The organism is Nocardia sp. NPDC055050 (assembly GCF_053608345.1).
The window spans coordinates 42,189-66,638 of sequence record NZ_JBSGVG010000015.1; the positions used below are offsets into that span (position 1 = coordinate 42,189).

Consider the following 24,450-nt stretch of genomic DNA (forward strand, 5'->3'; position numbering starts at 1 on the left):
CTCACCCGAAACGTCACGGTTCAGATCCCGGCATCGGGGCGCGGGATATCGCCACGCCAAGCTCCGGTTGCGCGGCCCTCGGTCTCGATGAACTGCTTGAAGCGTTTCATGTCGCCGTTCACTCGGTGTTCGAGCACGCCCAGCTTGTCGGCGGCGGTTTCGACGAAACCCTCCGGGTCGACATCCATTTGCGCGGTGATCCGGGTATGGGTGTCGTCGAGACGGTGGAATGTCACCACCCCGGCGTGGTTGGGCCCATCGTCGGACCTCCACGCGACTCGTTCGTCCGGGTGCTGTTCGGTGATGGTGGCGTCGAATTCCCGTGTCGACGGTCCGACATGGATGCGCCAGTGAGTGTGCCGGTCGCCGACTTGACTGACCTGCTCGACTCCTTCCATGAACTGCGGAAAGGTCTCGAACTGCGTCCACTGGTTGTAGGCGGTACGGATCGGGACGTCTACATCGACAGTTGCGGCTACTGTGCTCACGAGTACTCCATTCCCCAGCCTGCCTGCGTCGCCGCCACAGACTGGATTCGTTCGCAGCTGCACGCCTTCGAGGCGCTGCAACTCGTACAGTGGCGGCCTACCCGAGGCCCGAAAGCGCAAACAGGAGTGCGGCACTCGGACTTCGGGTGGCAATTGACCGATTCCGGTGTTTTCGTGATCATGACGGTGTGCGTTCTCGCTCTCTCTTGTTCCGCCTGCTCTCGAGGTCTACCTGATGCCAACCCACGCCGATCAACAGCGCAAACGCCCTCAGCAGGATCGCGCGAAGGAGACCAAAGCGCGGATTCTCGAGGTGGCCGCTCAGCTGTTCGGTGATCGAGGTATCGGCAACACCTCGACGAACCGGATCGCCGCCGAAGCCGGCATGAGCATCGGCACTCTGTACCGGTATTTCACCGACCGGGAAGAGATCGTCAAGGAACTCACCGACAGCCTGTTCGTGCAGGCCGAGGAACAATACGCTCGGCTGCTCACCAAGTCGGTCGCCGACAAACCTCGGCGCGACACGGTTGCCGAGATCATCCGTGTCGGCGTCGAAATCCTCGTAGCCAACGGCCCCCTCGTGCGCGCCTTGGTGGCCGACCTTCAGTTCTACGGCAGCGGGATCCCCGAATTCGAACCGCGGTTGCGAATGCTCATCAAGCTCTACCTGATCCAGTCGCTCGGTCCGACCCACGGCCTCGACGTCGACACCATGGCCTATATCGTGCTCAACGCGGGCTTCTCCACCGCGCTGCGCTCGGTCAAGATGGACGAAGAGGGCATGGACCGCGATGCGGTGATCGATCAGACCGCCGACATGATCGGGCTCTGGATAACCTCAGTGGCACAGGCCGATTCGCCCGCATAGCTCCCGAAGACGCTGATGCGTCGCGCATTCGAGAACCGTCCCTTCTCGCGTTGTAATCGACTGGACCATGGGGTTTGCCCTCGTCTGGACCCCTGTAAGAGTCGTGTGTCCTTGCTGATGGGAGGGAATGTTGTTGCTGGGCTGGTGAATCAGGCGGTGCCCAGAACACTTTCGGGGGCCGGGGCGAAGGTCGACTCGAAATGTCGAATGAGGTCGTCCGCGGCGGCAGGGGTGGCGGCACAGCCGAGGTAGCCGTCGGGGCGGACAACGTAGGCCGCGCCGGCGGTGCAGTGATACTGCCGCGCGAAGTCGCCGTCGCTGTCACGGATGACCGGGAGGATCGTCGGGTCGACGGCGGCGCTGGGGCTCGCGACAAGATAGGTGTCGAGGTGGCCGTCGGCCAGTTTGCGAAGCAGGTCGACATGGCGTTCGATTTCGGTGAGAGTGGCTGTGTCGCAGGTGTCGCCGACGTACCAGAGCAGTGTGTGGTCGGGGCCGGTGAGCAGGGTGAAGAGCCGGAACGGCGACGTCACGCCGTCTCGGGTCAGCCCGATCGCGTCCGGAGCGCGGCTGCCCGCGAGGGGAAACGGTGCGCCGCTGGGGGATTCGGTGACGATAGGGCTGTCGCGATAGTCGATCAGGAGTTGTGCCTCGCGGAGCAGCACGCGTTCGGGGTCCGATTCGCCGGCACCGATCCCGTCGCGGGCGTCGCGGACGGTGCGACCGACCACCTCCTCGCCGATCGGTCTGCGTTCGGCGTCATAGCTGGCCAGCAGCGTCGGCGCGGCTAGCTCTGCGACAGCCAGCGCGAGCTTCCAGGCGAGGTTATGGGCGTCTTGGATGCCGGTGTTCATGCCCTGGGCGCCCGTGGGCGGGTGGATGTGGGCGGCATCTCCCGCGACGAAAACTCTTCCCCGGCTGTAGGAGTCGACGATGCGATGGCTGATCCGGAACATCGAGGACCAGCGCAAGTGCGAGGCAGTCGTCGGTGAGGGCGCGAGCCGGTCGAGCACCGCCTGAATATCGGCCAGCGCAGGTCCGGGCCCGGTGCCGAGTCCGTGTTCGACCCTGTCGCCGCCGACGGAGTTGTCGGAGGCCAGTTCCGGGGGAACCCGCATCGACACCCGGTATCGGTGGTGGCCGGGCAGCGGGACACACACCAGCACGTCGTCGGTGACACCGTTGGTCTGGTGCATCGACCGCACGGTGTAGCCGTGCGGTTGTGCCCAATCCAGCTCGACATCGCCGAGCATGTACTGCTCGGCGAAGGCCGCGCCCTCGAACGTCAGGCCCAGCGTCTTGCGGACGGTGCTGTGCGCACCGTCGCAGCCGACCAGATACCGTGCCCGCACCGTGCGCTCGCCCTCGGGTCCGGCGAGCACGGCGGCGACGCCGTCCTCGTCCTGGGTGAACCCGACGAGCCGGACTCCGCGCTCAACTCGCGTGCCCAGCGATTCCAGGTGCTGTCGCAGGATCCGCTCGGTCTCGTACTGGGGGAGTCCGAGGAACCCGAACGGAATCTCGGAGGGCAGCGCCAGATCCATGCGGTCGGCCTCGGCGCCGTTGATGTACACGATCTGGCCCCGCAACAGGATCGCGGCGTCGAGGACCTCGCGCAGGATGCCCATCGCCTCGAACAGTTCCAGCGTGCGGGGCTGGACGCCGACCGCTTTCGCGTACTGCGGCGGATCGGATTGCGCGTCGATGATCCGGCACCGGACGCCACGCCGAACCACCTCGACGGCGGCGGCCGAGCCCACCGGACCTGCGCCGACGATCAGAACATCGGTATCGAACATGCGACATCACCTCACGCTGGAAGCCCCCGCCTCATGTTGTTCGCTGATCGTACGCCTGGCACCGGCCCGCGGAATCCCACGAATCGACGGATCGCCGGGAATCGAGCCATCGCGGCCGACAGAACCGTCCACCGCGGCCACAAGCTCCCCGACTCGCGCGGTACCTCGAACTGTGTGATCCGCAGGTTGCCGGTGCTCGGGCGCGGTGATGCGTAACGCGGGGGGAGCCGGATGCGACCGCAATGGTGGGAGCAGGGCTATCGAGGACAGGACGGCGGCGCGTGACAGTCGGTCGGATGAGGCGTACAGCCGTGGTGGCAGGGGCCGTGGGCGCTCTGGGGCTCCTCGGCTACGGCGGGCTTGCGGCTGCTCAGCCGACTGTCGTCTCCAGGGACAAGATCAGCGTCGCCGAGGGACTGGGCTCCTCCGAGGTTTCCGGCGGTGATGGGTTCGCCGACGGCGACGCTGTTCGGTTGGTCGCGGGTCCGGGAGACCACGGCAATGGCGGCAACAATGGGAATTCGGACCCGGGCAGCGGTAACGGTAACCAGGGAAATGGTGGCGGTAACCAGGGCAACAACGGGAATCAGAATCCCGGCAGCGGTAACGGTAACCAGGGAAATGGTGGCGGTAACCAGGGCAACAACGGGAATCAGAATCCCGGCAGCGGTAACGGCAATCAGGGAAACGGTGGCGGAAACCAGGGCAGCAACCCGAACCCCGGCAATGCACCCGACCCGCAGGCGCTTGTCCCGAAATCAGCTCCCGAAGCCCCGGCGCCCCGTGCAACCCCCGAGTCCGAGAGTGCCCAGCCCGACACCGCCGAACCCGGTGGTGCACCGGGCAGCGACTCGCCGGGCGGTGGCGGCGCCGCACCGCCGACCGGATCAGCTCCCAATGGCGCCGGAGAGTCACCCCGGTCACCCGCCCCCGCCGGAGCAGGGGATCCACCCGCCGTGCCCACACCCGGCGGCGGTGCGGCGGTGCCCGCCCACGAGGTCCGACCCACCAGCGGCACGGGGATCCTCCCCGAGCCGAATCTTCTCTCGGTGATCGGTGGCCTCATCGCTTTGGGGCTCGCCGGCGGCGGATCGGCCGTGGTCAGTTTCCAAGGCGCCGCCCAGGCTCAGGCACGTATCGCGGCCGCCCGAGCCGAGTTCTTCGGACCGCGAGCGTGATCGTGGGCATCGCCTTCGGCCCGCTTCATCGGCTGACTCGGTCGCGAGCGGCGGCTGATCTGGACTGAGAGACGTTGCCGCCGTACCGGATCCGATGCGGACCGCTGCGGTTACTCGAGTTCGCCGATGTTGCCGATCACCCGGTTCAGTTGGACCCTGCCCTCGGACAGGTTGTAGGTGACACACGCGATGGCGAGTTTTCCGGCCTGGATCTTCTCGGCGATCGTGCTCGACCGTTGCGTCAGCAACAGGCCGGTCTCCTCCACGTGCCGTGCTTCGAGTTCGTCGACGGAGCTCAGTCCTTCGCGGCGGCCCAGCAGGATCGACGGGGTGACCCGTTCGACGACGCTTCGAATGAATCCGCCGGGCACGGCGCCGGAATCGAGGGCGTCGATCGTGGCGCGGACCGCACCACAGCTGTCGTGCCCCAGGACGACGATCAATGGCACATCCAGGACCGCGACACCGTATTCGATCGATCCGAGCACGGAGCCGTCGACGACGTGGCCGGCTGTGCGCACGACGAACATGTCGCCGAGGCCGCGGTCGAAGATGATCTCGGCGGCGACTCGGGAGTCGCCGCACCCGAACAGGATCGCGGACGGATGCTGCCCGGTGGTGAGTTCGGTTCGGTTCGCTGCGCCTTGGTTGGGATGCTGCAGTCGTCCTTCGACGAAGCGATCGTTTCCCTCGCGGAGGGTCTTCCAGGCGGCAACGGGACTCGTATGCGGCATATGTCCAGTTCTAACATGCGCTTGGATCGCGACCCGCGGGGTGGTCGGCTCCTTGGCTGTCGGTCGCGGACCGCTCACCCGGCGGACCCCGGTTTGCGACCGAGTAGAGGACGGATCGACGAACGCGCTCCACCGCACCCCGGCAAGGCCATTGCGAGCGGCCGACCCGACCCCGCAGCGACGTATGCTGGTCGCGATCGGCGCCCAGGGCACCTTCGAGTACTTTCCGCCTCGAACCGGCTACGTGCCCACTGACAAGCGAGAAGGTCGTGTCGAAAAGCCCGAATGTGCGGTGGTTCTGGTCCGTCCTCACGCTCGTGACGTGTGGAGCGCTCTTGTGGGGGTGTGCCGCCTCCGTTGTCATGCCGAAACTGGACAAGGATCTGTCCGCCGAAGAGGCGCGACGGGTCATGGAACGGCGGAGTGTCTGGATACCCGATTCGTTCGAGTTGGTCAGCATGCGGCGATTCGGGTGCCCGCCGTTGGCGGGTATGTGCGGCTACGCAGGCAGCTATGTCGCACCAGCGGAACACTTCCCTGACTACCGGGCGATGTACACCGATTCGACGTATACCCAACCGCTGCAGAAGATTACCTGCGCCGAGCTGACCAAGCGGCTGGGATTCGAGCCGACGACCGAACGCACAGACTGGAACTTCGATTGTGCGAACGCGATCGAATTGTTCGCCAGCTCGCCCTATGGCGACATCAGAGCCGACTACCCCCAGGTGACGATCGTTCGGGACTCTCGGTTCGCCACAATCCACTTCTATTCACGTCCGAGCTGACGTGACCGGGGCTCTGACCAACTCGCCGATCAGATCGCGGGCTGGGCGCCGTCGTCGGTGCGGCCGCGGCGGCTTCCGGTGTAGGCGTTTTCGCGCAGCCAGTTCACCACTCGAGGCATCAATGTGACGTCGGCAGGATGGTTGAGGATCGGATCGAAGAAGTCGGTGCGGTATTCGCCCGGCTCGGCTCGCCGTAGGTCGAGTTCGCCGACGGTTTCGGGTGGGCGGCCGATGCCATCGGCGGTGATCGAGAACCGGATCACCCGGTCGTCGAGGTGATCGTCGAGGGCACGCAGGGACGCGGTATTCGGCAGGTCGTCGGTGTCGAGCGGTTCGGCGAAAAGCCAGACCGGTGGGGCGTCGGCGAATCGGTAGGGCAGCAGCGTGCCGAAACGGGCCGATGCCCAGGTACGAGCGGGGGTGATGACGAACCGGCCCATCGCACTGCGCCCGGTGGTCGCCAGCGCGAAGTCCCAGGGACGTTCGTCGCGATCGAGTACCCGGAAAGCCAGCCCGAGTACGTCGGGCACGCCGCCGGGGCTGCCGATGCCTTTCGACTGCCGGGCGATGACCGCTCGGTCGCCGGGTCCGAACCAGGGCTCGTAGGCGCTGGTGGCACGGAATCGGCCCGCGAGGCGGACGCCGCGCGGGTGGAACACCCGTGCATGCCGCAACCGGGCCCCGGTCTGAAAGGTGGTGCGGACAACGGTGTTCGGCAGTTCGGCGACACGGTGCATATCGATCATCGGCGCTGGTCTCCTGTCACGGTGGTGGTCGTCGCTCGGGGCGCCGGCAGGCAGCCGCGGGCGATGATGCTCAGTCAGCCGTCCGCGTTGACGGCGTGGTCCATAGGGTGCGCCTACCCCCGGCGACGGAGCCCAATCGCTGTTCGGCGATCGGAAGTCGCCGATCCGCAGAGAAGAGTGTCGTCACCGCCGCGCTTGTTTCGAGCTCCAGCCTCGAACGTCAGCGATAGCTCAGGTATCGCTGGCCGCCACAATCGGGGCACCGGCGGAAACGAAATTCATTGCGGTGAAATCGAAACTGCTGGCATGGTCGACTCCTTAACATCGGCGATCCAGTCTGCTTGAATAGATATATGTGCAGATGGATGGCGTACGCCGGGGAGCCGATTCTCGCGGAAGAATTGTTGTTCACGCCGCGGCACTCGTTGATCGACCAGAGTTTGCATTCCCGACTCGGAGCCACGACGACCAATGGTGACGGTTTCGGCATCGGCTGGTATGGGGAGGGTGCAGAACCCGCGGTGTTCAAGAGCATCGAACCGGCGTGGAACGACCGAAATCTGCGTGAGGTCTCCGGTCAGATCCGCACGCCGTTGTTGTTCGCGCATATCCGCGCATCGACCGGGACGCCGGTACAGCGCAGTAACTGCCATCCGTTTCGGCACGGTCGGTGGCTGTGGATGCACAACGGAGCACTGCGTGGCTTTCGCGAGGTCCGGCGCGACCTGGTCACCGCGATCGATCCGGCATTGTTTCCCGACCTCGAAGGATCGACGGATTCGGAAACCCTGTTCTATCTGGCGTTGACCTTCGGTCTCACCGAAGATCCACTCGGCGCGGTCGCCCGGGCGGTCGGATTCGTCGAAGACGTAGGCCGCGCGCACCAGGTGGAGAATCCGGTCCAGATGACGGTAGCGACGACCGATGGACAGTCGCTGTGGGTTTTCCGCTACTCCAGTGAACGTCAGTCGAGATCGCTGTTCTTCTCGACGAGGATCGCTCAGCTGCGCGCGCTGTACCCCGAGGTGGAAGTGCTGCACCGCCTCGGCGACCACACCCGTTTCGTGGTTTCCGAACCGTTGCGCGACCTTCCCGGCGCGTGGAGCGAAGTTCCCGAATCGTGTGCCGGAATCGTGCGGGCCGGGGCGGATGAACTCCTGGGGTTCGAGCCCGTTTCACCGGTCTGAGTCGGCGGATCGAGATCCGTGAAACCTCGCTAGATCGTAGCCATCGCCTCGGCGCTGTGCGGGTCCTCGCCGGTGACCTCGATCGGGTAGGCGCCGACAGTTTGCGCAGCGGCCTTCTCGACGAGCAGCGGAACGAAATCGCGGACACGGGCATCGGCGAAGCGCTCGTGAATACGGCGAACCAGGAGCTCTATCCCCGCCGGTGGCTCTGCCGGAAAACGGGCGATCAAGCGTTCGATCACCTGATCGATCTGTACAGCTTCATTGTCGTCGCGCATCATCCACCCGCCTGCTCGCTCATAACTCGCTGGTCGTTGTCATCTGCTCCGCTGGGAATTGCCGATTTCGCACCCTTCGACGGTCAGTCGTGCGAGCACAGCGAAGACGTTCGCCGGGCCGCCTTCCCGTAGCGCACTGCGTTGCCGGACGGCGCCGTTACCGCTGGTGAGCACTGCCGCCAGCGCGTCGCGGGTGAATTCGTAGTCACCGGATTCCTCCAGGGCGGAACGGACATGGCAGAGCAATTGGGCCAGGGCGTGGCGGCTATCCCGCCGACCCGCGATGGTCGTGGGGAATCGAGTGCTGGAGATCCCGTTGCGGGCGGCGTAGCGGCATGCTGAGCGCAGGTGCGTCCGGGTGATCGGATCGGCGAGGTGCCCACGGCCGATGGCGGCGACCGAGGTGATGACCAGGGCCCGCACCAGACTCGCCAACAGTGTCGTTTCGACGACGGTCGCGGGCACGTCGCTGATCCGGATCTCGATCGTCGGCAGGTGAGCCGACAATCGCACATCCCAATAGACCATCGCCGGGTCGAGAATCTGTCCGTCTTCGGCGAGTCCCGCGACGATGTCGTCGTAGTGCGCTGCCGAGCGGAAATATGGTGGTGGGCCCGAACTGGGCCACCGCGCCCACACCGTGTGGCGCCAACTGGCGTGCCCCGTATCGATGCCCTCGGCGATCGGGGAATTCGCTGTCAACGCCAACAGTGCGGGCAGCCAACGACGCAGGTGATTGCTGACCTGCACCGCGAGGTCGCGCTCGGGGACACAGACATGGACATGGCAACCGCAGGTCACCTGGTCGGCCAGTGCCTTGAAGTGTTCGGCTATGCGCTGGTATCTCGGCGTGTCGGTGATGGAACCTGCGGGCGGCCCCCAGATCGGTACCCCCACCGCCAGCGGAAGCGAGCCCGAGCGAGCCGCGGCGTCAACGATGGTGACTCTGGCTCGTCGAACCTCGCGGTGCACCGCCTCGATGCTCGCGCAGACGGGGGTGCAGGTTTCGATCTGGCACTGCGAGAGTTCCAGCTGCAATGCGCTGTCGGTTCCGGCTGCCGCGACGGTGGTGTTGGTCAGGCAAGGGCGCCCGGTGGCGGGGTCGATCAGCACGAACTCTTCCTCGACGCCGACGGTGAACGCGCGCAGATCGTTGCGGTGTGACCGATCGCGTCGGTCGATCGACAGGGACGCCATCGTTCCTCCTGGTCGGCGTCGCGCCCACCGGTAGACGAGCTATCGGGGAGAGATCCGACGAGGACTCAGCGTTCGGGTCGCCAGGTGGAGACAGCCCAGATGATCACGACGCTCAGCGCGATGATCACGATGGACCATGCCGGGTAGTACGGCAGGGACATGAAGTTCGCGACGATGACCAGTGCGGCGATTCCCATCGCGCCGTACCGGCCCCACGTCGATCCGATCGCGAGGCCGACGCCACAGATCAAAGCGAGGGCGCCCAGCACGACATGAATCCAGCCCCACGTCGTGGTGTCGAACTCGTAGACGTATTCGATTCCGGCGACATACAACTTGTCGTCCGCGATCGCGGAGATGCCCTGCAGAATGGAGACCGCCGCCAAAATGACAAGCATGAACGCGGCGGCGATGGATATCCCCTCGGCGACCGCCTCCCGCTGGAAGGGCTCTTCCTCTGGGACGTTGTATACCGGTGACGGGTTGCCGGTCATGATCGACTCCTCGGTGATACTGAGGACCGCCCACCCGACGCCGTTGAATGGAAGCAGGTCCTGTCGGAAACTTCTACTTTTCGAATCGTCTGTCCGTGGACCACGCGTGGTGGCTATCATCGCGGTGAGGGGGCTATTGGTGCGCGACTGTTCTGCTCGGTGTCGCGGTGCATCATCGAGGATCGCATGCCCAGCGAAATTGTCTGCGGGAGTGCAGTATCCGCATTCCGTGGGTTGCTCAGAGTTTACCGGAGCGGATTCCTCTTAACAAGATGCGGCTCGACGAGATGCGGCAATCGGCATTCACTCGCAACAATTGCGGTCGCGGGTCAGGCGCGGGGAGCAAGCAGTTCGTCCGGTCGCTGTCGAACCATGCCAGCAGGGGCCGAACCGACGTCAGACCGCACCCGCCGGCTTGGGTACCTTGACGATGAACAGGCTGATCAGCAGGGCCGCTGCCGTGAAGATCACGGCTGCGATCACCGCGCTGGCCATGCCGTGCGCGAGGATGTCCTTGGTTCCGGTGTTCTCCTGGGCCCGCTCGGCGCGGGACGACTGATAGATGGTGGTCAGAATGGCCACGCCCAATGAAAGTCCGAGCTGCTGGGTCGCTTGGAGTAGTCCGGACGCGGCGCCCATGTCGCGAGGCTCGAGTCCGCCGAGCACGGTCATGTTCAACGTGACGAAGGCCAGGCTCAGACCGGCGCCGAGCAGGATGAAGGGGCCGAGAACGCCGGTGAAGTAGTTGGTCGACGCATGGGTGGTGGTCAGCCAGATCGCTTCCAGCATCATCAGGACCACCCCGGTGAGCAATACCTGTTTGCGGCCGAATCGGGCGATCAGTCTCGGCGCCGACTTCGCCATGGCGAACTGGACCGAAGCCAGGGGGAGGAAGGCGATTCCGGCGATCAGCGGGCTGAAACCGAGTGCTTCCTGAATGTAGAGCGAGAGCAGGATGTAGGTGCCCGCCATGGCGGCCATCAGCAGGACGAATGTGAGGTAGGCGCCGGCCCGAACCGGATCGCCGAGCAGGCGCAACGGCATGATCGGGTGATCGGCGCGCCGTTCGACGCAGACGAACGCCGCGATGAGCACGATGCCGACAACGGTCGGTATCACGGTGGCGGGCTCGGCCCAGCCCTCGGACCCGCGAGTCAGCCCGTAGACGACGCCGACCATGCCGAGCGTGGACAAGATCGCCCCGAGGAGATCGAATGTGCCTGTGTGGCGCTCGGTTTCGGTCAGGTAGCGCAGCGCGAGAACGATGGTGAGCACGCCGATCGGCACATTGACGAAGAACACCAGACGCCAACTCAGGGTGGTGAGGATGCCGCCGAGGATCAGGCCTAGCGTGATACCGAATCCGGTGACCATGGAGAACACCCCGAGCGCACGCGTGCGCTCGGGCCCATCGGCGAACGTGGCGGCGATCATCGACAGGGCGGCGGGGCTCGCGAAGGCGAAGCCGACGCCTTGCAGCGCACGCGCGGCGATCAGCAAGCTCTCGTCGGGTGCGACGCCGCCGAGAATCGAGGCGGCGACGACAAGGCCGAGTCCCCAGATGAACATCCGGCGCCTGCCGAGAAGGTCGCCGGCCCGGCCACCCAGAAGCAGCAGGCCACCGTAGGCCAGTGAGTAAGCACTGAACACCCAGGCGAGTGCCGGTCCGGACATGTCGAGTCCGGACCGGATTTCGGGCAGGGCGATATTGACGACATTGCTGTCCACCGCGACCATGAGCTGGCAGGTCACGATAATGCCCAACACGAACGACAGGCGGCGGTTGCGCCTGCCCGCGGTCTGCGTGGTCTCGTCGTGAGCTCGGGTGGCGGGCTGGGTATCTCGGCTGGTCATCGACATCCGTTCGAAGAACTCGGGGGAGAGGTCGAGCTGCTGCGCGGCACTGCGCGTCTGCTCTACGCTTGTAGGCTGAGATCAGCATAGGCACGGCCGCCTATTTCGTCTACAGATGTTGAGCGAGGTTGCGATGACAGGGCAGGAACTCGACGCGGCGTCCGCACCCGTCAGCCGGGCCGAGCGGCGCAGTCAGACCCGGCAGGTGATCCTGGACGCCGCGCGCGAGCTCTTCGCCGAGCGTGGTTACCTCGAGACCACGATTCGGGCCGTCGCGCAGCGCGCCGACGTCGATCCGGCGCTGGTGATGCAGCATTTCGGCGCCAAGAACGCGCTGTTCGATGCGGTCTCGGGCATTCCGATCACCCTCGACGACGCGTTGGAAGGCCCGCCGGAGGAACTCGGTGAACGCCTGCTTCGGCACGCCTTGGCGGATGTGGACCGCAAGGACGACCGAACGATGCCGGTACTGAGGTCGATGCTCACCCATCCGGAGGCGGCCCACGCCGTGCGCTGCGCGATCGTGAATCCGGAGACGAGTCCGTGGACGCGCGTGCTGGTCGGCCCAGATGCTGAACGGCGGTCCGCGCTGATCGGCACGCTGGTGCTCGGCGTGCTGGTCGCGCGCTACATGGTGCACATTCCCGGGGTGTCCGATGCACCGGCGGAGCGGTTGGTCGAGTTGGTCGGACCGTGCCTGCGCCCATTGGTGATGGACGGTGTGCCGCCGGAGCCGAAAGAGCCGTGCACGGCATTGGCGGCGCTGGCCGAAGCGGATGCCGCGCGCCGGGCCGCTGCTGAACGGGTCGACGAATGCGCCAGGATCGCGCTTGCCGCAGGCGCGTCCTACGGTGATGTGGGCCGGCTGGTCGGGATCAGTCGACAGGCGGCCCGCAAACGGTGGCCGACCGCCCCGGCCGTTGACAACTAAAGTTGTCACTTCGGCGCGGCTTCGGCGAGGTAGGTTCAGTCCGCCCTGGCTGACAACGTGAGTTGTCATGGTGGCTGTCCTGGAGGCACTCTGTGCTGGTTGCCCTCCGAATGGTGTATCCGAGTCTCACGCACATTGCCGCACGCCGGCCGCCAGGCCCGACTTCTCGGCGTTGTCAGCCCAAACCGTGTTGTGTGCGTGGCGATCCGAAGTGGAGACGACTCGAGACTTGCTCTCTATGGTGGATCGATGGTGTCGGTAAAACAGATCCAGGTCACCTTCGACTGCGCGGAGCCTGAGCGTGTTGCTCGTTTCTGGTCCGAGGTGCTGGGATACGAGCACAGGGGCTCGGCATGCGTCGATCCCTCAGGTGTGGGCCCGCGCCTGTATTTCCAGCGCGTGCCCGAGGGGAAGGTCGTGAAGAACAGACTTCACATCGACGTGCGGGTCGGCACCGGGCTCGTGGGTGAGGAGCGCGTCGCCGCACTCGAAGCCGAATGCGCACGGCTGATCCCGCTCGGCGCGGTACGCCTGCGACTACTGCGTGCCGATGGCGTCAATGAATCGTGTCTGGTGATGCAGGACGTCGAGGGCAACGAGTTCTGTCTCGACTGAGTAGCTGAGACCGACGCTCCCGGCGACTGACGCCTCTCTTCGAACGTCCGCACCGTAGAGCTATGAACGGCAAACGATGGTATCGATGGCAGGACGTCGACTCCCGCGTCAGGCTGGGGTCACAGGTAGGGAGAGCCATGACCGCGATAGCCAGGTTCGGTGCGATCGCCCTCGACAGCCGGGACGCCCGACACCTCGCCCAGTTCTACCGGGCGTTGCTGGATTTCGAAATCCGTTACGAGTCCGACGATTTGGTGGTGCTGCGCGGATCGGGGGTGACGCTGACGATCGAACGAGTGGCGGACCACATACCGCCGGAGTGGCCCGGCAATCGGGTGCCCAAGCAGATGCACCTGGATCTGTTCGTGACTGATCTCGATGTCTCCGAGGCTGCGGCGATCGGCTGCGGTGCGGTAAAGGCACAGTTCCAGCCCGCACCGGATCGCTGGCGCGTTCTGCTCGACCCGGCGGGACATCCGTTCTGCCTCACGATGCCGCCCAATCCTGACTAGGCACATCAGCTTGTCCCGCCCGTGTTCTCGCTGATCAGGCCGGGTATCAGTCGGTGCGGAGTCGGGCGTGCAGGTGCATGTCGTGGCGGCCGTCACTGTGGCGGCCGGCGCCACGCAGCGTGCCCTCGAAGGGGAATCCGCATTTGGCTGCGACCCGGCACGATGGCAGATTGTGGACCGAGTGGGTGAGCTCGATCCGGTCGAATCCGACGTCGTGAAAAGCCCAACGGGTCAGCATGTTTGCGGCGCGAGGCGCGATGTGGTGCCCGCGCCGGGCGGGCAGGGTCCAGTAGGCGAGTTCGGTGACGCCCTCGGTGAGGTCCGACTGCCGCAATCCGATGCGTCCGGCGACCTCTCCGTTGCTGGTGACGGCCCATTGACCGTTGCCGCTGGACCAAGCCGAGCGCCATTGGTGAATCCATTGGCGAACCTGCTCGATGGACTCGGCCGTCCGAACATGCCACTGCCGGATCGCGGGGTCTTGGAATGCCGCGTAGACGGTGGGCGCATCGGCGACGGTCCAAGGCCGCAGCGTCAGCCCATCGGCCGCGGTGAGCGTGGGCTGATCGGTGGCGAACGCAGCGGGATCGACCACTGCCGACATCAACTCGGGCATTCCAGCATTGTCCCCGTCGAGTCCGGCGAAGATGGACAGTTGGAACCAGCCAGGCCGAATCAGTTCTGCCGGTGTAACAATGGCGGCCTCGACGTCGCGAATCCGACTTCGGAACTTCTGTATGACACGAGGCCGACGCCGTGCGGCGGAACAGCCCAGCGACCTGTCCTCTGTCGCGCCTTCCGCGAACCATCAGTTTGCTCGGCGGGTGTAGCAGTCAGCGGCTGGCAAGTTCCGAGCGGCCAGGTGGGTTGAGCGTGAGTGTTCCACTGTCGGTGTCGAGTTCGGCGAAAGTACCGAGAGGTATCGCGTGCGGATCTGGTCCGTGACCGAATTCCAGGCCTCCGAGGATCGGTTTGCCGAGGGGGACAAGGCGGTCGCGCAGGACGTCGATGAGGTTCCAGCCGCGGTCGGTGTAATCCTCGAACCCGTGGAACCTTCCCAGGGCGAACGCTCGGATACCGTCGAAGGCTCCGGATCGGGTCAGCTGGGTGAGTTGGCGGTCGATCTGTCCGAGCCCGATTTGGCGTTGGGCTTCGATGAGGACTATGGAGTCGGTGAGGTCGGGCAGGCCTGCACCGACCATGCCGGCCATGGCGGCCAGCGAACCTCCCATCACGAATCCCTGTGCGCGCCCGGCTGATTCGACCGCGACCGACATCAGTTTCGAGTTGCGCTCGAGCACGTATGGTTGCGGGCTGGTCAATAGATGGTGAACGGTTTCGGTCGATCGGCGGCCTGCGAGGCAGCCATGGACGCCTGGGAGCGGCAGTTCTGCCAGATCGCCAGATGTAGGTAGGTGATGTCGCTGAATCCGACAAGGGGTTTCGGGTCGGCGCGGATAGCGTCGTAGTCGAGTCCGTCGAGGAGACGGTAGGCGCCTGCCCCGCCTCGCGTTGTGATGATCGCTCGAACATCGGGATCGGTGTAGGCGGCGTTGAGGTCTGCGAGTCGGTCGGCGTCTCGCCCTGCCATATAACCGTGCTGGTCCAACGCGTGGTCTCCGACTTCGACCCGAAGACCTCGATCCTGCAGGGTCTGGGTCAGTTGCAGGATCGAGGAAGCTTCGTCGGGGAAACTGGCCGGTGAGACCAGGCGAACGGTGTCACCCGAACGAAGACGCGGCCACGACCGTACGGCGAGTTCGTGCGATCGGCTCATAGGCCAGCGACTGTAGCGCCGCGGTCCGTTCCTTCCGGTCAGAAACGCTCGAGGCCGTAGAGTTCGGTCCCGGACGAATCGAAAACGGAGGCGTGCTCGGCATCTGTGAACTCGACGCGGTATTTCGCTCGATTGGGGCTCTGCGTCACTATCAGCGTGTACCGGCCGTCCGCATCGGGTTTGCTGGAGATCGAGCATGTCATCGGTCCGCCGATGTCGAGCGGTTCGCCGTTGTTGTAGAAGAATCCGTCGCATCGGCCACCGTCGGAACCGAAGGTTTTTGTTCCGGTACCGTCGGATGCTGTCCACGTGCCTGCCATGGCCTCTGCGCCACCACCCGGCTGTGGACCGGCGCTCGGATCGCTCATCAACCGGTCGGCGGAGAAGCCGAGCAGCGCAACCGCACCGACGACGACGAACGTCGTGAGGACCGGGTGGCGCTTGGCCTGATGCACGATCTTGCTCTTCACAGTGACCGGGCCGGTGGCGCTGATATCGCCCATCACACCGGCGAAAGTGCCGGAGTTGTTGTACCGCGACCCGGAACCGGCCGGGGCAGGTGGCGGAGTCGGCGGTGCGGTCAGCCGGTCGAGTTCGGCACTGAAGCCGCTGTCGCCGGCGACCGCTACCGAAAGGGACCGTTCGGCGGCGACCTGCGTGGCCGAGGACACCGCACCACGGGTCGCGCGGGCCTCGTTCAGCAACTGCTGGACGGCCGGGTCGCCACCGAGTTTGGCAACCACCGCGTTGCGTACTCGATTCACCGCGAGGTCCAGCGCTTCGTCGGTGAGCCCATTGATGGGTTTCCCGACCCGGTTGGCCTTGCCGACCGCCCAGGCGATCAACATGGCGACGGCAATTTCCACGGTCATTGCGTATTCACCTTTCCCGAAATGCGGATCCGGCCGCGGTGGTCCGCGGCCGGCGGGTTCAGCCCCATGTCCCGGAGTCCCAGTCGACGGCGTCGTCGATCGACTCCGCGCCGTTGCGGCCTGCCTTGCCGCCGGTGTCCTTGCTGAATCCGAAGGTGCCGCAGTAGGAATCCACTTCTCTGCGCACACCGATGGTGTTGGCGGTGGACAGAGTCTGCAGATCATGGTCGGCCAGAAGGTCGTCGAGGGTGTCGTTCTGGTCCTCGTAGCTCATCGCGGCGAACTCCGAACAGGTCACATCCTTGGGGTCCTGCCCGCACGAGACGAGTGTCAGAGCCGAGAGGATGCCTGCGGTCACCGGAAGAATGCGTCGGAATGTCATGTGTGGTCCGCTCCCTGTCAACGATTGAGGCCGGCGAAGAGGACGAGCCCACCGACGATGGGGAGCGCGTAGAACCAATCCGTCATGAAGTAGCTGCCACGCGAGAACGTGATATATCCGCCGTACCCAACCGATAGCAGACCCAGGGCGATCAGCACGATCGCGCCGGAACCGTAGAAATTGAATCCGGCTACACAGAGCATGATTCCGAAAACCGCTACGAACAATGCGTTGACAAATCGCATTCGATATCCTCTTATCCTTTTTCCGATGGGCGGAGGTGCGCCGATTCGAGCGCACCCCGCCCGGCGCCCGAATCGGCGGGCCTTCTCGTGACGACGCCTTGGGCGTTGCCGTATCGAGGATGCACGGCCGCGGCGGTGTTCCGGCGCGTGGCGTGGATACGCTGAAAAACGCTGAACGCCACTGGAAAAGGAGAGGTCGGCCTCAGGCGAACAGCGTGGGGTTTCCCCAGGCCAGAGCCGGTAGTTTGCTGGGGCGCCCGACAGCGGCACCCAAGCCTGCCAGCATCGGATTGGCGACCGTGTCAGGCCGATAGGCGACCAGGCGCAACCGCAGGACATCGCTCACGTCGTAGCGAATCCGCGCCGGTTCACCATGGGCCACCTCGACCTGTTTCTGCGCCTCGCCGTCGAGGAAGACCTGGAAGTAGCCGATCTGCCGCGCGTCCACGGCGTCGTCGAGGACGCCGACCACGGTTTCGAACTCCCGAAACGACCGGCGCAGGTTGTACTCGATCGGGCTGCGTGGGTCGCCACAGAAGTTCGCGCAGCGGTGAACAATGCTGTTGCCGTAGTGGATTCCGTTGAGATCGGCTCCGGTGATCTGCAGATCCGGGCCTCGCGTGATCGGGTCGAAAGCGTCGGTCAGCAGCTGTGCCTTGCGTTTACGTGGTGCGTCGGCACCCTGCGGTTCGGTGCGGCGACTACCCCACTGCGGGCCGACCCATGTGCCGCGACGCGGGGCCGGGTGTTCGGTGACTCCGCTGAACGCCGCGAGCAGATCGTTGATGCCCTCGGTGGTGAATTCGCTGATCTCGTAGTGGGTGGTGGAATGGGCGGCCAGGAACACCGGGACCTCGTCGACCGAGCGGCCCGGGAGGATGACCGGCAGGATCCGTCGGGTTTCCCCGCGCAGATCTCTGGTGAGGCCGTTGCGGATGATCGCCGCCTCGAACTGCGCGCCTCGACCCTCGTCCGCGGCGGCGGTGCCGTCCGCGCGACGTTTGTAGGCGGGGGAGGCGATGACGAGGACGAAGTCCGCGTTGGTCAGTTGCTCGATGGCCCACAGCGACCAGTCGCGGCGCTCGTAGTCGTCCCAGGAGTCGAGCCGGACGTCGACGCCCGCCTCGCTGCGCAGGAATGTGCTGAACTCGCGCACCAGTTCCTTGTGCTGGGGTGAGTCGTGCGAATAGGAGACGAACACCCGGGGAGCCACGCTGTCGGAAGCCGCCGGGGTGGTCGCGTCCTGCTCGGTACTCACTGGAGCGCGGTGGGCTGCTCAGCAGCCCGTGCCGGTGCCATCGTTGTCCTGTTCTTCATTTCTTCCCTTCTGATAGACGTCCCGAATACGTTCTGCCCGAGCGGAATACGATTCACAGACACCACGATCTCCACCCGTCCGAAACCGGTGACGGCCCAGAATGGTAGGCGACCGGGACCGTGTTCCGGGCCGCATCGCGACAGGAATTCACCACACCGGATCCGGCGCGGCGTGTAGCGCCCGTGCCAACCGGGATTCCGCCGGAACGGTCAGGTCCCAGGTGAGGGGCAGCGGGAGTATGCGGTGGTGTCGGTGGTCGATACCGAAGCGATCCAGCAATGTCGACCTGCCACTGTCGAATTCGTCGGTGCGCTCGGCTAGCACAATCGGCGCCTGTGTCGGATACAGCAGCGGGAACAGCAGCGTCAACTCCAGTCCCGCCGTGCGCATCACCACCGTGACATGGACGACTCCCTCGACATCGACAGTCCTCGGTGTGGAGGCCGAGGTGCCGAGTGCTGTCGCGAGACTGGTGCAGTCGCGACCGACCGGCAGGATCTGAACTCGGGCGGGACGGACCTCGACCGTCCCCAGCGGGGTCGGCACCGAGACGAAGACCGACAGGAGGCCGTTGGGCAGCAGCACCTGGTGGTCTCTCGTGCGCTGATTCTGGTGCGTGACAATCGGAGTGACGTACCTTCCGAGCCAGGGGGTCAGGCGGAGGCAATCGGTGAAGGCTGCCAGGTCGTCGACCGAGGGATGCTCCGCGCCTTTGGCGTGCGAGTGCACGATTCCCTTGAGTTCGAGGTCGGGCTCGGTCTTTTCTATTCGGGTGAGTGCTCGCCGGAACGCGGGCGAGATGCGGAAGGTCGTCGCGGTCGAGATCGCGTCCGGGTCCGGAAGGAACGCCGTGATCAGGGGCAGCCCCAACGGGCCGAGCAGTCCGCCGCCACGTTCCGGCGGATGGGCGGCGACGTGCCGGTCGATCGAGGTGAGGACGGAGTCGACGAGCGAGACGTGGCGAAACACCCCGCTCACGCGCCCCGGTGGATATCGCGCCGGGACCTGTTGCGGTCCACGGGTAGTCGATGTCGCGCCATCGCGGTCGCCGCGTCGAACGTCTCGGTGGTGACCTGCGAGAACTGGCGGTCGAGGAGTTCTTCTGTTCTGTCCACCAGCAGAATTCGCCCGTCGGTGTCCAGCACCAGACCGTACGGATGGGACGGAGCGGCACTCGCCCCCGCCGTGGTGTCGTCGAAGGGGATGTGTTCCAGGGATTTCGGTCGACTCATCGCATCGGACACGGTCGTCTCCTTCGGTAGACTGAGCCGTCATGCCAGCACGATCGAGGTGCGAGGCGCCTGGGGTTCTGGAAAGCTCTCGAAAACCCTGAGCGGTGCTGTGCGGTCCGAGCAGGAGGCTGACGATGGGCGGCAGGGAGAGAACGCCGGAGATGGAACGATTCGCCGGTGAGCTGAAAGCTGCCGCACTGCGAGCCGAGAAGACGCACGGTCGAGTGGAATGCTCGCGAATAGCCAAGCAGCTCAACGTTTCTACGAGCAGTGTGTATGCCTACCTGAAGGGAAACACGCTGCCGAGCACTGGGCGTCTCGACATACTGCTGGCGGCGCTGCACATCTCGGGGGCCGATGCCAAGCGGCTGACCGATCTGCGCGACACGCTCGAGATCGAGCGGCGCGGCGAGTCCGGCGATATCACGAGAGCCGCCGATGACGGTCGCGAGCCCGAGCCAGAGCCCTCGGCACGGGTAGCGAACCAGCACACCCACCTGCCGCGCGACATCGCGGTTCTGCACGGTCGCGAACGCGAACTCGACCAGGTGATCGCGGTAGCGGGTGCCGGTAGCGCGGTCTGTGTGCTGTCGGGTCTCGCAGGTGTGGGCAAGACCGCCCTCGCGGTTCGCGCAGCCCGACGTTTGCTGCCCCGATTCCCCGACGGCTGCCTGTTTCTCGACCTGCACGGTTACGCCGCAGGGCCGGTCGTGGCAGCGGAAGTGGCCGCGGGAGCGCTGCTGCGCCAGCTGGGTCTCGTTCCTGAATCGGTTCCCGCTCAACCGGATTCGCGGATCTCGCTGCTGCGGGAGATGCTCGCCGCGGGGCAGTATCTCGTCCTGCTCGACAATGTTCTGGACGCGGCCCATGTAGCGCCGCTGCTGCCGGGAGCGGGCGCCTCCGCGATCCTGGTCACCAGCCGCGGGACGCTCAACGGACTCGACGAGGTGGACCGAGTGCCGATCGGACGGCTGGCGGACGCGGATTCGGTAGCGCTGCTCGATCGCCTCACGGGCGGGCTGCCCGCTGAGCGCACACCGACTCCTCAGCAGAGCGCCGCGATCGCACGGCAGTGCCACGGCCTGCCGGTGGCTGTGCGGATCGCCGCGGCGATCTTGCGCAGCGAGATGTGGCCGACATCCGCGGAAGGGGGCGCCGAGCCCCGGGTCGAACTGGAGATGCTGCACGACGGCGATCGCGATGTCGAGACTTTGTTCGAGTACTCCGTGGCTCGCCTGCCAGCGGATTCGGCGCGCGCGTTCACGGTGCTCGGCCTGCACCCGGGAACGAGTTTCGATCTCGGGAGCGGCGCGGCGCTGATGGGCGTCGAGCCCTCGGCGATGTGGCGGCACCTGCGCCTGCTGGTCGAGGTGAGTCTGCTCGAACCCGACGCGCGCGGGCGATACCGATTCCACGATCTGTTGCGCGACTTCGCGCGTCGTCGCGCCGCCGCGTACTTCGACGATGTCACCACGCGGGCAGCCGTCACTCGCCTCGTCGACCGGTACACCGTGTTCGCCGATGGCATGGACCGGATCCTGACCCCGTCTCGGCACCGCGCGCAGATGGCGCCCAGCTCGCCCTGCGTCGACGCGACGGTGGCGACCTACCCCCAGGCCATGCAGGCGATGACCGCCGAACGCGACAACGTGGCCGCCGTGGCCCGTGCCGCGACCCGGCACGGGCTCGACGAGCAGTGCTGGCAGCTCGCCTTCGCGGTGCGTGGGTTCGCGTTCATCACCAAGGACATCGAGCTGTGGACCGAGACCCATCGGCTGGCCGTGGCCGCTGCGGTCCGGGCCGGCAATCACTACGCGGAAGCTGTGACCTGCAACAATCTCGGTCTCGCCGCGATGACCGCCGGTGACGACGTGGCCGCTGCGGCGCTGTACGAGCGAGCCCGGCTGCTGTTCGTGCGTCTCGGTGATCGGCACGGCGAACACACCGCTGTGGCCCACCAGGCCTGGGTGCACGTGCGCAGGCGGGATTTCGCGGAGGCGCTGGAGCTCAGCCTCCGCGCACTCGCGTTCGTCGACGTGCACGGCACTCCGCGCAACAGGGCCATCCTGTTGCGTGATACGGCCCTCATAGAGGTGAACCTCGGCCGATTTCTCGACGCCGTGCCGAGGCTGCTGAACGCGTCGGAGATGTTCCGGACGTTCAACCTGTTCGTCGACGAGGCCATGACCTCGAATGTGCTCGGCGACGCCTATCTGGCGCTGGACGATCTCGCGGACGCGTGGGAGGCCTTCGACCGCGCTGTCGCGCTCGGGCGCATGGCGGGCAGTGCCGTCGAGCAGGCTCGTGGCCACGACGGGCTCGGGAAGGTCGCGGTCGCCCGGGGTGAACCGGCGGTCGCGCGACAACACTGGCGCATCGCGATCGATCTGTGCACCCAGGTTCGTGACACTGCTCGGGTCGCGGAGATCGCGGCCCGGGCCGAGAAGCTCGAGTCTCGTTCAGCGGGGGCGACTCCTGTCGAAAGTCGGCTGGAAAACTCTGTAATCGCCTGAACAGCAGCACTATCCCGCTTCGGCCTCGTCGTCACTACGGTGAAATCCGTGAACATGGTCGCCACTCTCATCACGGCCGTGACGACCGTCGCGGTCGCCGGACTCGCCTACCTGCTCAACCAGCGCGGCCAGCTCGCGCAGGAACGCCGACAGGCGCGATTGCTCAGGATCAGCAGGCAGATTCGTGAACTGTACGGTCCGCTGCACGTCATGGTCGACATCAACGAGCGCATCTGGGAGAAGCTGCGTGAATCGCAGTTGCCCGCCGCGTCCCACCGCCGTCCCGACCTCGCCACCGACAACTGGCGTCGGTGGCGCGACCACGCGTTGATGCCGGTGAACCGGGCAATGCGTGATCTGATCATCGAACACGCCGATCTCGTACCGGATTACCAAGTTCCGGAACCGCTGCTGACGTTCTGTTCGCATGTCGCGTCCGTCGAAGTGCAACTGGCCGCCGAATCCGACGGCGTGCACGTCCGGTCCCTGGTGCCGCACCCGGGTGCGACCTACGTGCGCTATGTGCGCGACACCTACGGACAACTCAAAACCGAACAACAGAAGCTGGTTCGCGCGGTGGATTGACCCGACCGACCGGAATTCAATTCCGAACGGTATCGATTCGGGCGGTCCAATTTCGCCGATCAGGTTGCGGCAGAACAAATAGTGACGTATTTATCTACCCGGTGAGTGTGCTGTCGGCAACGCTGCCGCGAACAGCGCCACCACTGTCATGAATCTGGACTGGAGCATGTCGTGAGTTTCATCAAAGCGAGGCGATCGCGATGGCTGGCCGCCACGACGGTGTCGGCCTTGGCAGTCGCAGCTTTGGCGAATGCCGAAGGCGCGTTGTCGTTTCTGGAGCGGCTCACCTCGGCGACCTCGGCATCGCCGGACCCGACGTCGACGGACGATCGCGCGCTGCCCACCGCCGCGCCGACGCCCACCACGTCCGTTACTTTCACGTCGAAAGTCGTGTCCCCGACGGTTGCGCCCTCCGCCGGGTGGTACGAGCTGACCTCGTACCGATCCGTTACCTGGAACAACGGATTCGACCCGGTCGATCCTGTTCGGATCGGTTCGGCGAGCTTCCCGAGCAGCATTGTCGGGTACTACCCGTCCACGACGTCGGACCCGATGAACCGCGCGATATGGACGGTGGGCGGCAAGTGCGATCGCTTCTCGGTCTGGATCGGCAAGGACGCCGATTCCGCTTCGTCCGACGGTGTGGGCCGTTTCGTTGTGCAGACCGATGATCGAGAGGCCTTCGCGGGCGAGATGTCGATGGCGGACGCCGCCCGCGAGGTCGACCTCGACATCTCCGGTGTCGTCCGGCTGACGTTGCTCGACACGAGGCGATCCCAGGATGCCAAGAATGCGTGGGGAAAGCCCCGGGTGCACTGCACTGAGCCACCCGGTCGCAAGCGCTGAGCAGGCGTCGGCGAGTAATTCGTTTCGTCAAAGTTACTACTTCAGCAAACTATCGGCTGAGTGTGGATTTCCCGCACTCCGTACATCGGAAGAGAAAATGACTCCACGGATCGGAACAGTCGAAAAGGATCGCGCTCTGGCGCTTCTCAACGAGCATCAGGCGGCCGGTCGCATCGATCTCCGGGAATTCGATCTGCGGGCTCAACAGATCACCTCCGCGGTCACCCAAGCGGATCTGGACGCCATCTTCGCGGACCTGCCGTCGCCCGCGGACGACCGACGCAACCCGTGGCTGGTCGCCACCGTCGCGTTGGGGATCACGTGTGTCCTGCTGATCGGCGCGGTGGTGGTACTGGCCACGCAGCGCTCGTCCGCCACGACGAGCGAAGTAGCGGCGCCTGTTTCCACGACCACGTCGCGGGCGAGTGTCGTTGCCGCCGCTCCGACCTCGTCTCGATCTGCTACGGCCACTTCGACTTCGACGACGACCTCGAGTTCCACTTCGGGCGCCCTGTCGGATGTGAGCACCGATGCGGTGCAGTACGTGATGGATTTCAAAGCACTGTCGGGAGGAAAGTACTCGGATCTCGATGTCGGGCCGAGCCAGGTGTCGGGGACCTCCTACAGTCGCTCTGTCCTGCTCGAGCCCTACCGCGAGCAGTTGGCGTTCGTCGAGTACGACCTGGGACGCAAGTTCACCCGGCTCGACGGAGTGCTGGGCATTCAGGACGATTCGACGCCCAGCGACATCGCTGTTCAGTTCCAGATCTACGCCGACGGAGCGCTGCTCACCGATGTGGTGGTGAAACTGGGTGCCACGGTGCCGGTCCATCTCGAATTCGACAAGCCGCTGCGCCTACGGCTTCAAGTGACCGATACGACCGGCGGTAACTGCGTCGGGGTCTTCGGAGATCTGCGCGCCACCCGATAGTCGTCGTCGGTAGTGCCAGCACTACCGGGTATCGGGGAGTCGGCAGGCTTCTCGTGGCAGGGCGTTCTCCCTAGTTT

The 24,450-nt window shown here is 65.4% G+C and carries 29 protein-coding genes; 11 read left to right on the forward strand and 18 right to left on the reverse strand.

Features of this window, described 5'->3' with window-relative positions; genetic code table 11:
- Positions 1-20 precede the first annotated feature (20 nt).
- Positions 21-488 carry an SRPBCC family protein gene (locus tag ACWGCN_RS17930; protein WP_449961479.1) on the reverse strand — a complete coding sequence of 156 codons (468 nt, stop codon included), beginning with the start codon at positions 486-488 and terminating at the stop codon, positions 21-23.
- 235 nt (positions 489-723) lie between these two features.
- Here ACWGCN_RS17930 and ACWGCN_RS17935 point away from each other — a divergent pair, with 235 nt between their 5' ends.
- On the forward strand, positions 724-1,359 hold the full coding sequence (locus ACWGCN_RS17935; RefSeq protein ID WP_378628561.1) for a TetR/AcrR family transcriptional regulator: 636 nt from the start codon (positions 724-726) through the stop codon (positions 1,357-1,359).
- Between the two features lie 149 nt (positions 1,360-1,508).
- Here ACWGCN_RS17935 and ACWGCN_RS17940 read toward each other — a convergent pair whose 3' ends face one another.
- Positions 1,509-3,158, reverse strand: a complete 1,650-nt coding sequence (locus ACWGCN_RS17940; protein WP_452458365.1) for an FAD-dependent monooxygenase — start codon at positions 3,156-3,158, stop codon at positions 1,509-1,511.
- Between the two features lie 296 nt (positions 3,159-3,454).
- Here ACWGCN_RS17940 and ACWGCN_RS17945 point away from each other — a divergent pair, with 296 nt between their 5' ends.
- Positions 3,455-4,336 carry a hypothetical protein gene (locus ACWGCN_RS17945; RefSeq protein ID WP_452458366.1) on the forward strand — a complete coding sequence of 294 codons (882 nt, stop codon included), beginning with the start codon at positions 3,455-3,457 and terminating at the stop codon, positions 4,334-4,336.
- A gap of 110 nt (positions 4,337-4,446) precedes the next feature.
- Here the strand turns inward: ACWGCN_RS17945 and ACWGCN_RS17950 are convergent, their stop codons facing one another.
- On the reverse strand, positions 4,447-5,070 hold the full coding sequence (locus tag ACWGCN_RS17950; RefSeq protein WP_378990360.1) for a carbonic anhydrase: 624 nt from the start codon (positions 5,068-5,070) through the stop codon (positions 4,447-4,449).
- A 491-nt stretch (positions 5,071-5,561) separates the two neighbouring features.
- On the opposite strand from ACWGCN_RS17950, the gene ACWGCN_RS17955 reads away from it, so the two are divergent.
- Positions 5,562-5,858 carry a hypothetical protein gene (locus tag ACWGCN_RS17955; protein WP_387448300.1) on the forward strand — a complete coding sequence of 99 codons (297 nt, stop codon included), beginning with the start codon at positions 5,562-5,564 and terminating at the stop codon, positions 5,856-5,858.
- Positions 5,859-5,887: 29 nt separating this feature from the next.
- On the opposite strand, the gene ACWGCN_RS17960 is transcribed toward ACWGCN_RS17955, so the two are convergent.
- A complete protein-coding gene (locus ACWGCN_RS17960; protein ID WP_378990358.1) occupies positions 5,888-6,604 on the reverse strand; it encodes a phosphodiesterase in 717 nt (238 codons plus the stop codon).
- Between the two features lie 365 nt (positions 6,605-6,969).
- Between ACWGCN_RS17960 and ACWGCN_RS17965 the strand changes: the two genes are divergently transcribed.
- A complete protein-coding gene (locus tag ACWGCN_RS17965; RefSeq protein ID WP_378990429.1) occupies positions 6,970-7,791 on the forward strand; it encodes a class II glutamine amidotransferase in 822 nt (273 codons plus the stop codon).
- A 29-nt stretch (positions 7,792-7,820) separates the two neighbouring features.
- On the opposite strand, the gene ACWGCN_RS17970 is transcribed toward ACWGCN_RS17965, so the two are convergent.
- The 4 genes from ACWGCN_RS17970 to ACWGCN_RS17985 all read right to left on the reverse strand — a co-directional run bounded on the left by ACWGCN_RS17970 (position 7,821) and on the right by ACWGCN_RS17985 (position 11,614).
- The gene (locus tag ACWGCN_RS17970) at positions 7,821-8,072 is read right to left on the reverse strand and encodes a three-helix bundle dimerization domain-containing protein (protein ID WP_387448294.1); all 252 of its coding nucleotides are present in this window, start codon (positions 8,070-8,072) and stop codon (positions 7,821-7,823) included.
- Between the two features lie 36 nt (positions 8,073-8,108).
- On the reverse strand, positions 8,109-9,266 hold the full coding sequence (locus ACWGCN_RS17975) for a carboxylate-amine ligase (RefSeq protein ID WP_452448943.1): 1,158 nt from the start codon (positions 9,264-9,266) through the stop codon (positions 8,109-8,111).
- Positions 9,267-9,331: 65 nt separating this feature from the next.
- Positions 9,332-9,760: a DUF7144 family membrane protein gene (locus tag ACWGCN_RS17980; RefSeq protein WP_378990354.1), complete on the reverse strand. Its 429-nt coding sequence runs from the start codon at positions 9,758-9,760 to the stop codon at positions 9,332-9,334.
- Between the two features lie 396 nt (positions 9,761-10,156).
- Positions 10,157-11,614 (reverse strand): MFS transporter, encoded by a 1,458-nt coding sequence (locus tag ACWGCN_RS17985; protein ID WP_452458367.1) that lies wholly within the window; start codon positions 11,612-11,614, stop codon positions 10,157-10,159.
- 115 nt (positions 11,615-11,729) lie between these two features.
- Here ACWGCN_RS17985 and ACWGCN_RS17990 point away from each other — a divergent pair, with 115 nt between their 5' ends.
- From ACWGCN_RS17990 to ACWGCN_RS18000, 3 genes are all read left to right on the forward strand, one after another.
- Positions 11,730-12,545: a TetR/AcrR family transcriptional regulator gene (locus tag ACWGCN_RS17990; RefSeq protein WP_452458368.1), complete on the forward strand. Its 816-nt coding sequence runs from the start codon at positions 11,730-11,732 to the stop codon at positions 12,543-12,545.
- 249 nt (positions 12,546-12,794) lie between these two features.
- The gene (locus tag ACWGCN_RS17995; RefSeq protein ID WP_378990351.1) at positions 12,795-13,160 is read left to right on the forward strand and encodes a VOC family protein; all 366 of its coding nucleotides are present in this window, start codon (positions 12,795-12,797) and stop codon (positions 13,158-13,160) included.
- A gap of 137 nt (positions 13,161-13,297) precedes the next feature.
- Entirely contained in the window at positions 13,298-13,672 is a 375-nt protein-coding gene (locus ACWGCN_RS18000) for a VOC family protein (protein WP_387448282.1), read from the forward strand.
- A gap of 46 nt (positions 13,673-13,718) precedes the next feature.
- Here ACWGCN_RS18000 and ACWGCN_RS18005 read toward each other — a convergent pair whose 3' ends face one another.
- The 9 genes from ACWGCN_RS18005 to ACWGCN_RS18045 all read right to left on the reverse strand — a co-directional run bounded on the left by ACWGCN_RS18005 (position 13,719) and on the right by ACWGCN_RS18045 (position 19,510).
- A complete protein-coding gene (locus ACWGCN_RS18005) occupies positions 13,719-14,288 on the reverse strand; it encodes a GNAT family N-acetyltransferase (protein WP_452448939.1) in 570 nt (189 codons plus the stop codon).
- Between the two features lie 217 nt (positions 14,289-14,505).
- Positions 14,506-14,904, reverse strand: coding sequence for a hypothetical protein (locus ACWGCN_RS18010; RefSeq protein WP_452458369.1), 399 nt, complete (start codon positions 14,902-14,904; stop codon positions 14,506-14,508).
- A gap of 86 nt (positions 14,905-14,990) precedes the next feature.
- Positions 14,991-15,449, reverse strand: a complete 459-nt coding sequence (locus ACWGCN_RS18015; protein WP_452458370.1) for an LD-carboxypeptidase — start codon at positions 15,447-15,449, stop codon at positions 14,991-14,993.
- Between the two features lie 38 nt (positions 15,450-15,487).
- On the reverse strand, positions 15,488-16,321 hold the full coding sequence (locus ACWGCN_RS18020) for a hypothetical protein (RefSeq protein ID WP_452458371.1): 834 nt from the start codon (positions 16,319-16,321) through the stop codon (positions 15,488-15,490).
- Positions 16,322-16,379: 58 nt separating this feature from the next.
- A complete protein-coding gene (locus ACWGCN_RS18025) occupies positions 16,380-16,703 on the reverse strand; it encodes a hypothetical protein (protein ID WP_387448270.1) in 324 nt (107 codons plus the stop codon).
- 17 nt (positions 16,704-16,720) lie between these two features.
- The gene (locus ACWGCN_RS18030; RefSeq protein WP_452529057.1) at positions 16,721-16,948 is read right to left on the reverse strand and encodes a hypothetical protein; all 228 of its coding nucleotides are present in this window, start codon (positions 16,946-16,948) and stop codon (positions 16,721-16,723) included.
- A 202-nt stretch (positions 16,949-17,150) separates the two neighbouring features.
- Entirely contained in the window at positions 17,151-18,206 is a 1,056-nt protein-coding gene (locus tag ACWGCN_RS18035; RefSeq protein ID WP_452457934.1) for an SEFIR domain-containing protein, read from the reverse strand.
- A 207-nt stretch (positions 18,207-18,413) separates the two neighbouring features.
- A complete protein-coding gene (locus ACWGCN_RS18040; protein ID WP_452457935.1) occupies positions 18,414-19,244 on the reverse strand; it encodes a Mov34/MPN/PAD-1 family protein in 831 nt (276 codons plus the stop codon).
- A complete protein-coding gene (locus tag ACWGCN_RS18045) occupies positions 19,241-19,510 on the reverse strand; it encodes a hypothetical protein (protein ID WP_452457936.1) in 270 nt (89 codons plus the stop codon). Before ACWGCN_RS18045 ends, ACWGCN_RS18040 begins: the two co-directional genes overlap by 4 nt.
- Positions 19,511-19,632: 122 nt before the next feature.
- Here ACWGCN_RS18045 and ACWGCN_RS18050 point away from each other — a divergent pair, with 122 nt between their 5' ends.
- Positions 19,633-22,011: an NB-ARC domain-containing protein gene (locus tag ACWGCN_RS18050; protein WP_452457937.1), complete on the forward strand. Its 2,379-nt coding sequence runs from the start codon at positions 19,633-19,635 to the stop codon at positions 22,009-22,011.
- A gap of 48 nt (positions 22,012-22,059) precedes the next feature.
- Positions 22,060-22,596 carry a hypothetical protein gene (locus tag ACWGCN_RS18055; protein WP_378990338.1) on the forward strand — a complete coding sequence of 179 codons (537 nt, stop codon included), beginning with the start codon at positions 22,060-22,062 and terminating at the stop codon, positions 22,594-22,596.
- A 146-nt stretch (positions 22,597-22,742) separates the two neighbouring features.
- Here the strand turns inward: ACWGCN_RS18055 and ACWGCN_RS18060 are convergent, their stop codons facing one another.
- Positions 22,743-23,114 (reverse strand): hypothetical protein, encoded by a 372-nt coding sequence (locus ACWGCN_RS18060; RefSeq protein ID WP_452457938.1) that lies wholly within the window; start codon positions 23,112-23,114, stop codon positions 22,743-22,745.
- Between the two features lie 34 nt (positions 23,115-23,148).
- Here ACWGCN_RS18060 and ACWGCN_RS18065 point away from each other — a divergent pair, with 34 nt between their 5' ends.
- Together ACWGCN_RS18065 and ACWGCN_RS18070 are read left to right on the forward strand one after the other, a co-directional pair.
- Positions 23,149-23,442 carry an NPCBM/NEW2 domain-containing protein gene (locus ACWGCN_RS18065; protein WP_452457939.1) on the forward strand — a complete coding sequence of 98 codons (294 nt, stop codon included), beginning with the start codon at positions 23,149-23,151 and terminating at the stop codon, positions 23,440-23,442.
- Positions 23,443-23,539: 97 nt separating this feature from the next.
- Complete coding sequence (locus ACWGCN_RS18070; RefSeq protein ID WP_378990336.1) at positions 23,540-24,373, forward strand: DUF1707 domain-containing protein; 834 nt, start codon at positions 23,540-23,542, stop codon at positions 24,371-24,373.
- Positions 24,374-24,450: the final 77 nt, after the last annotated feature.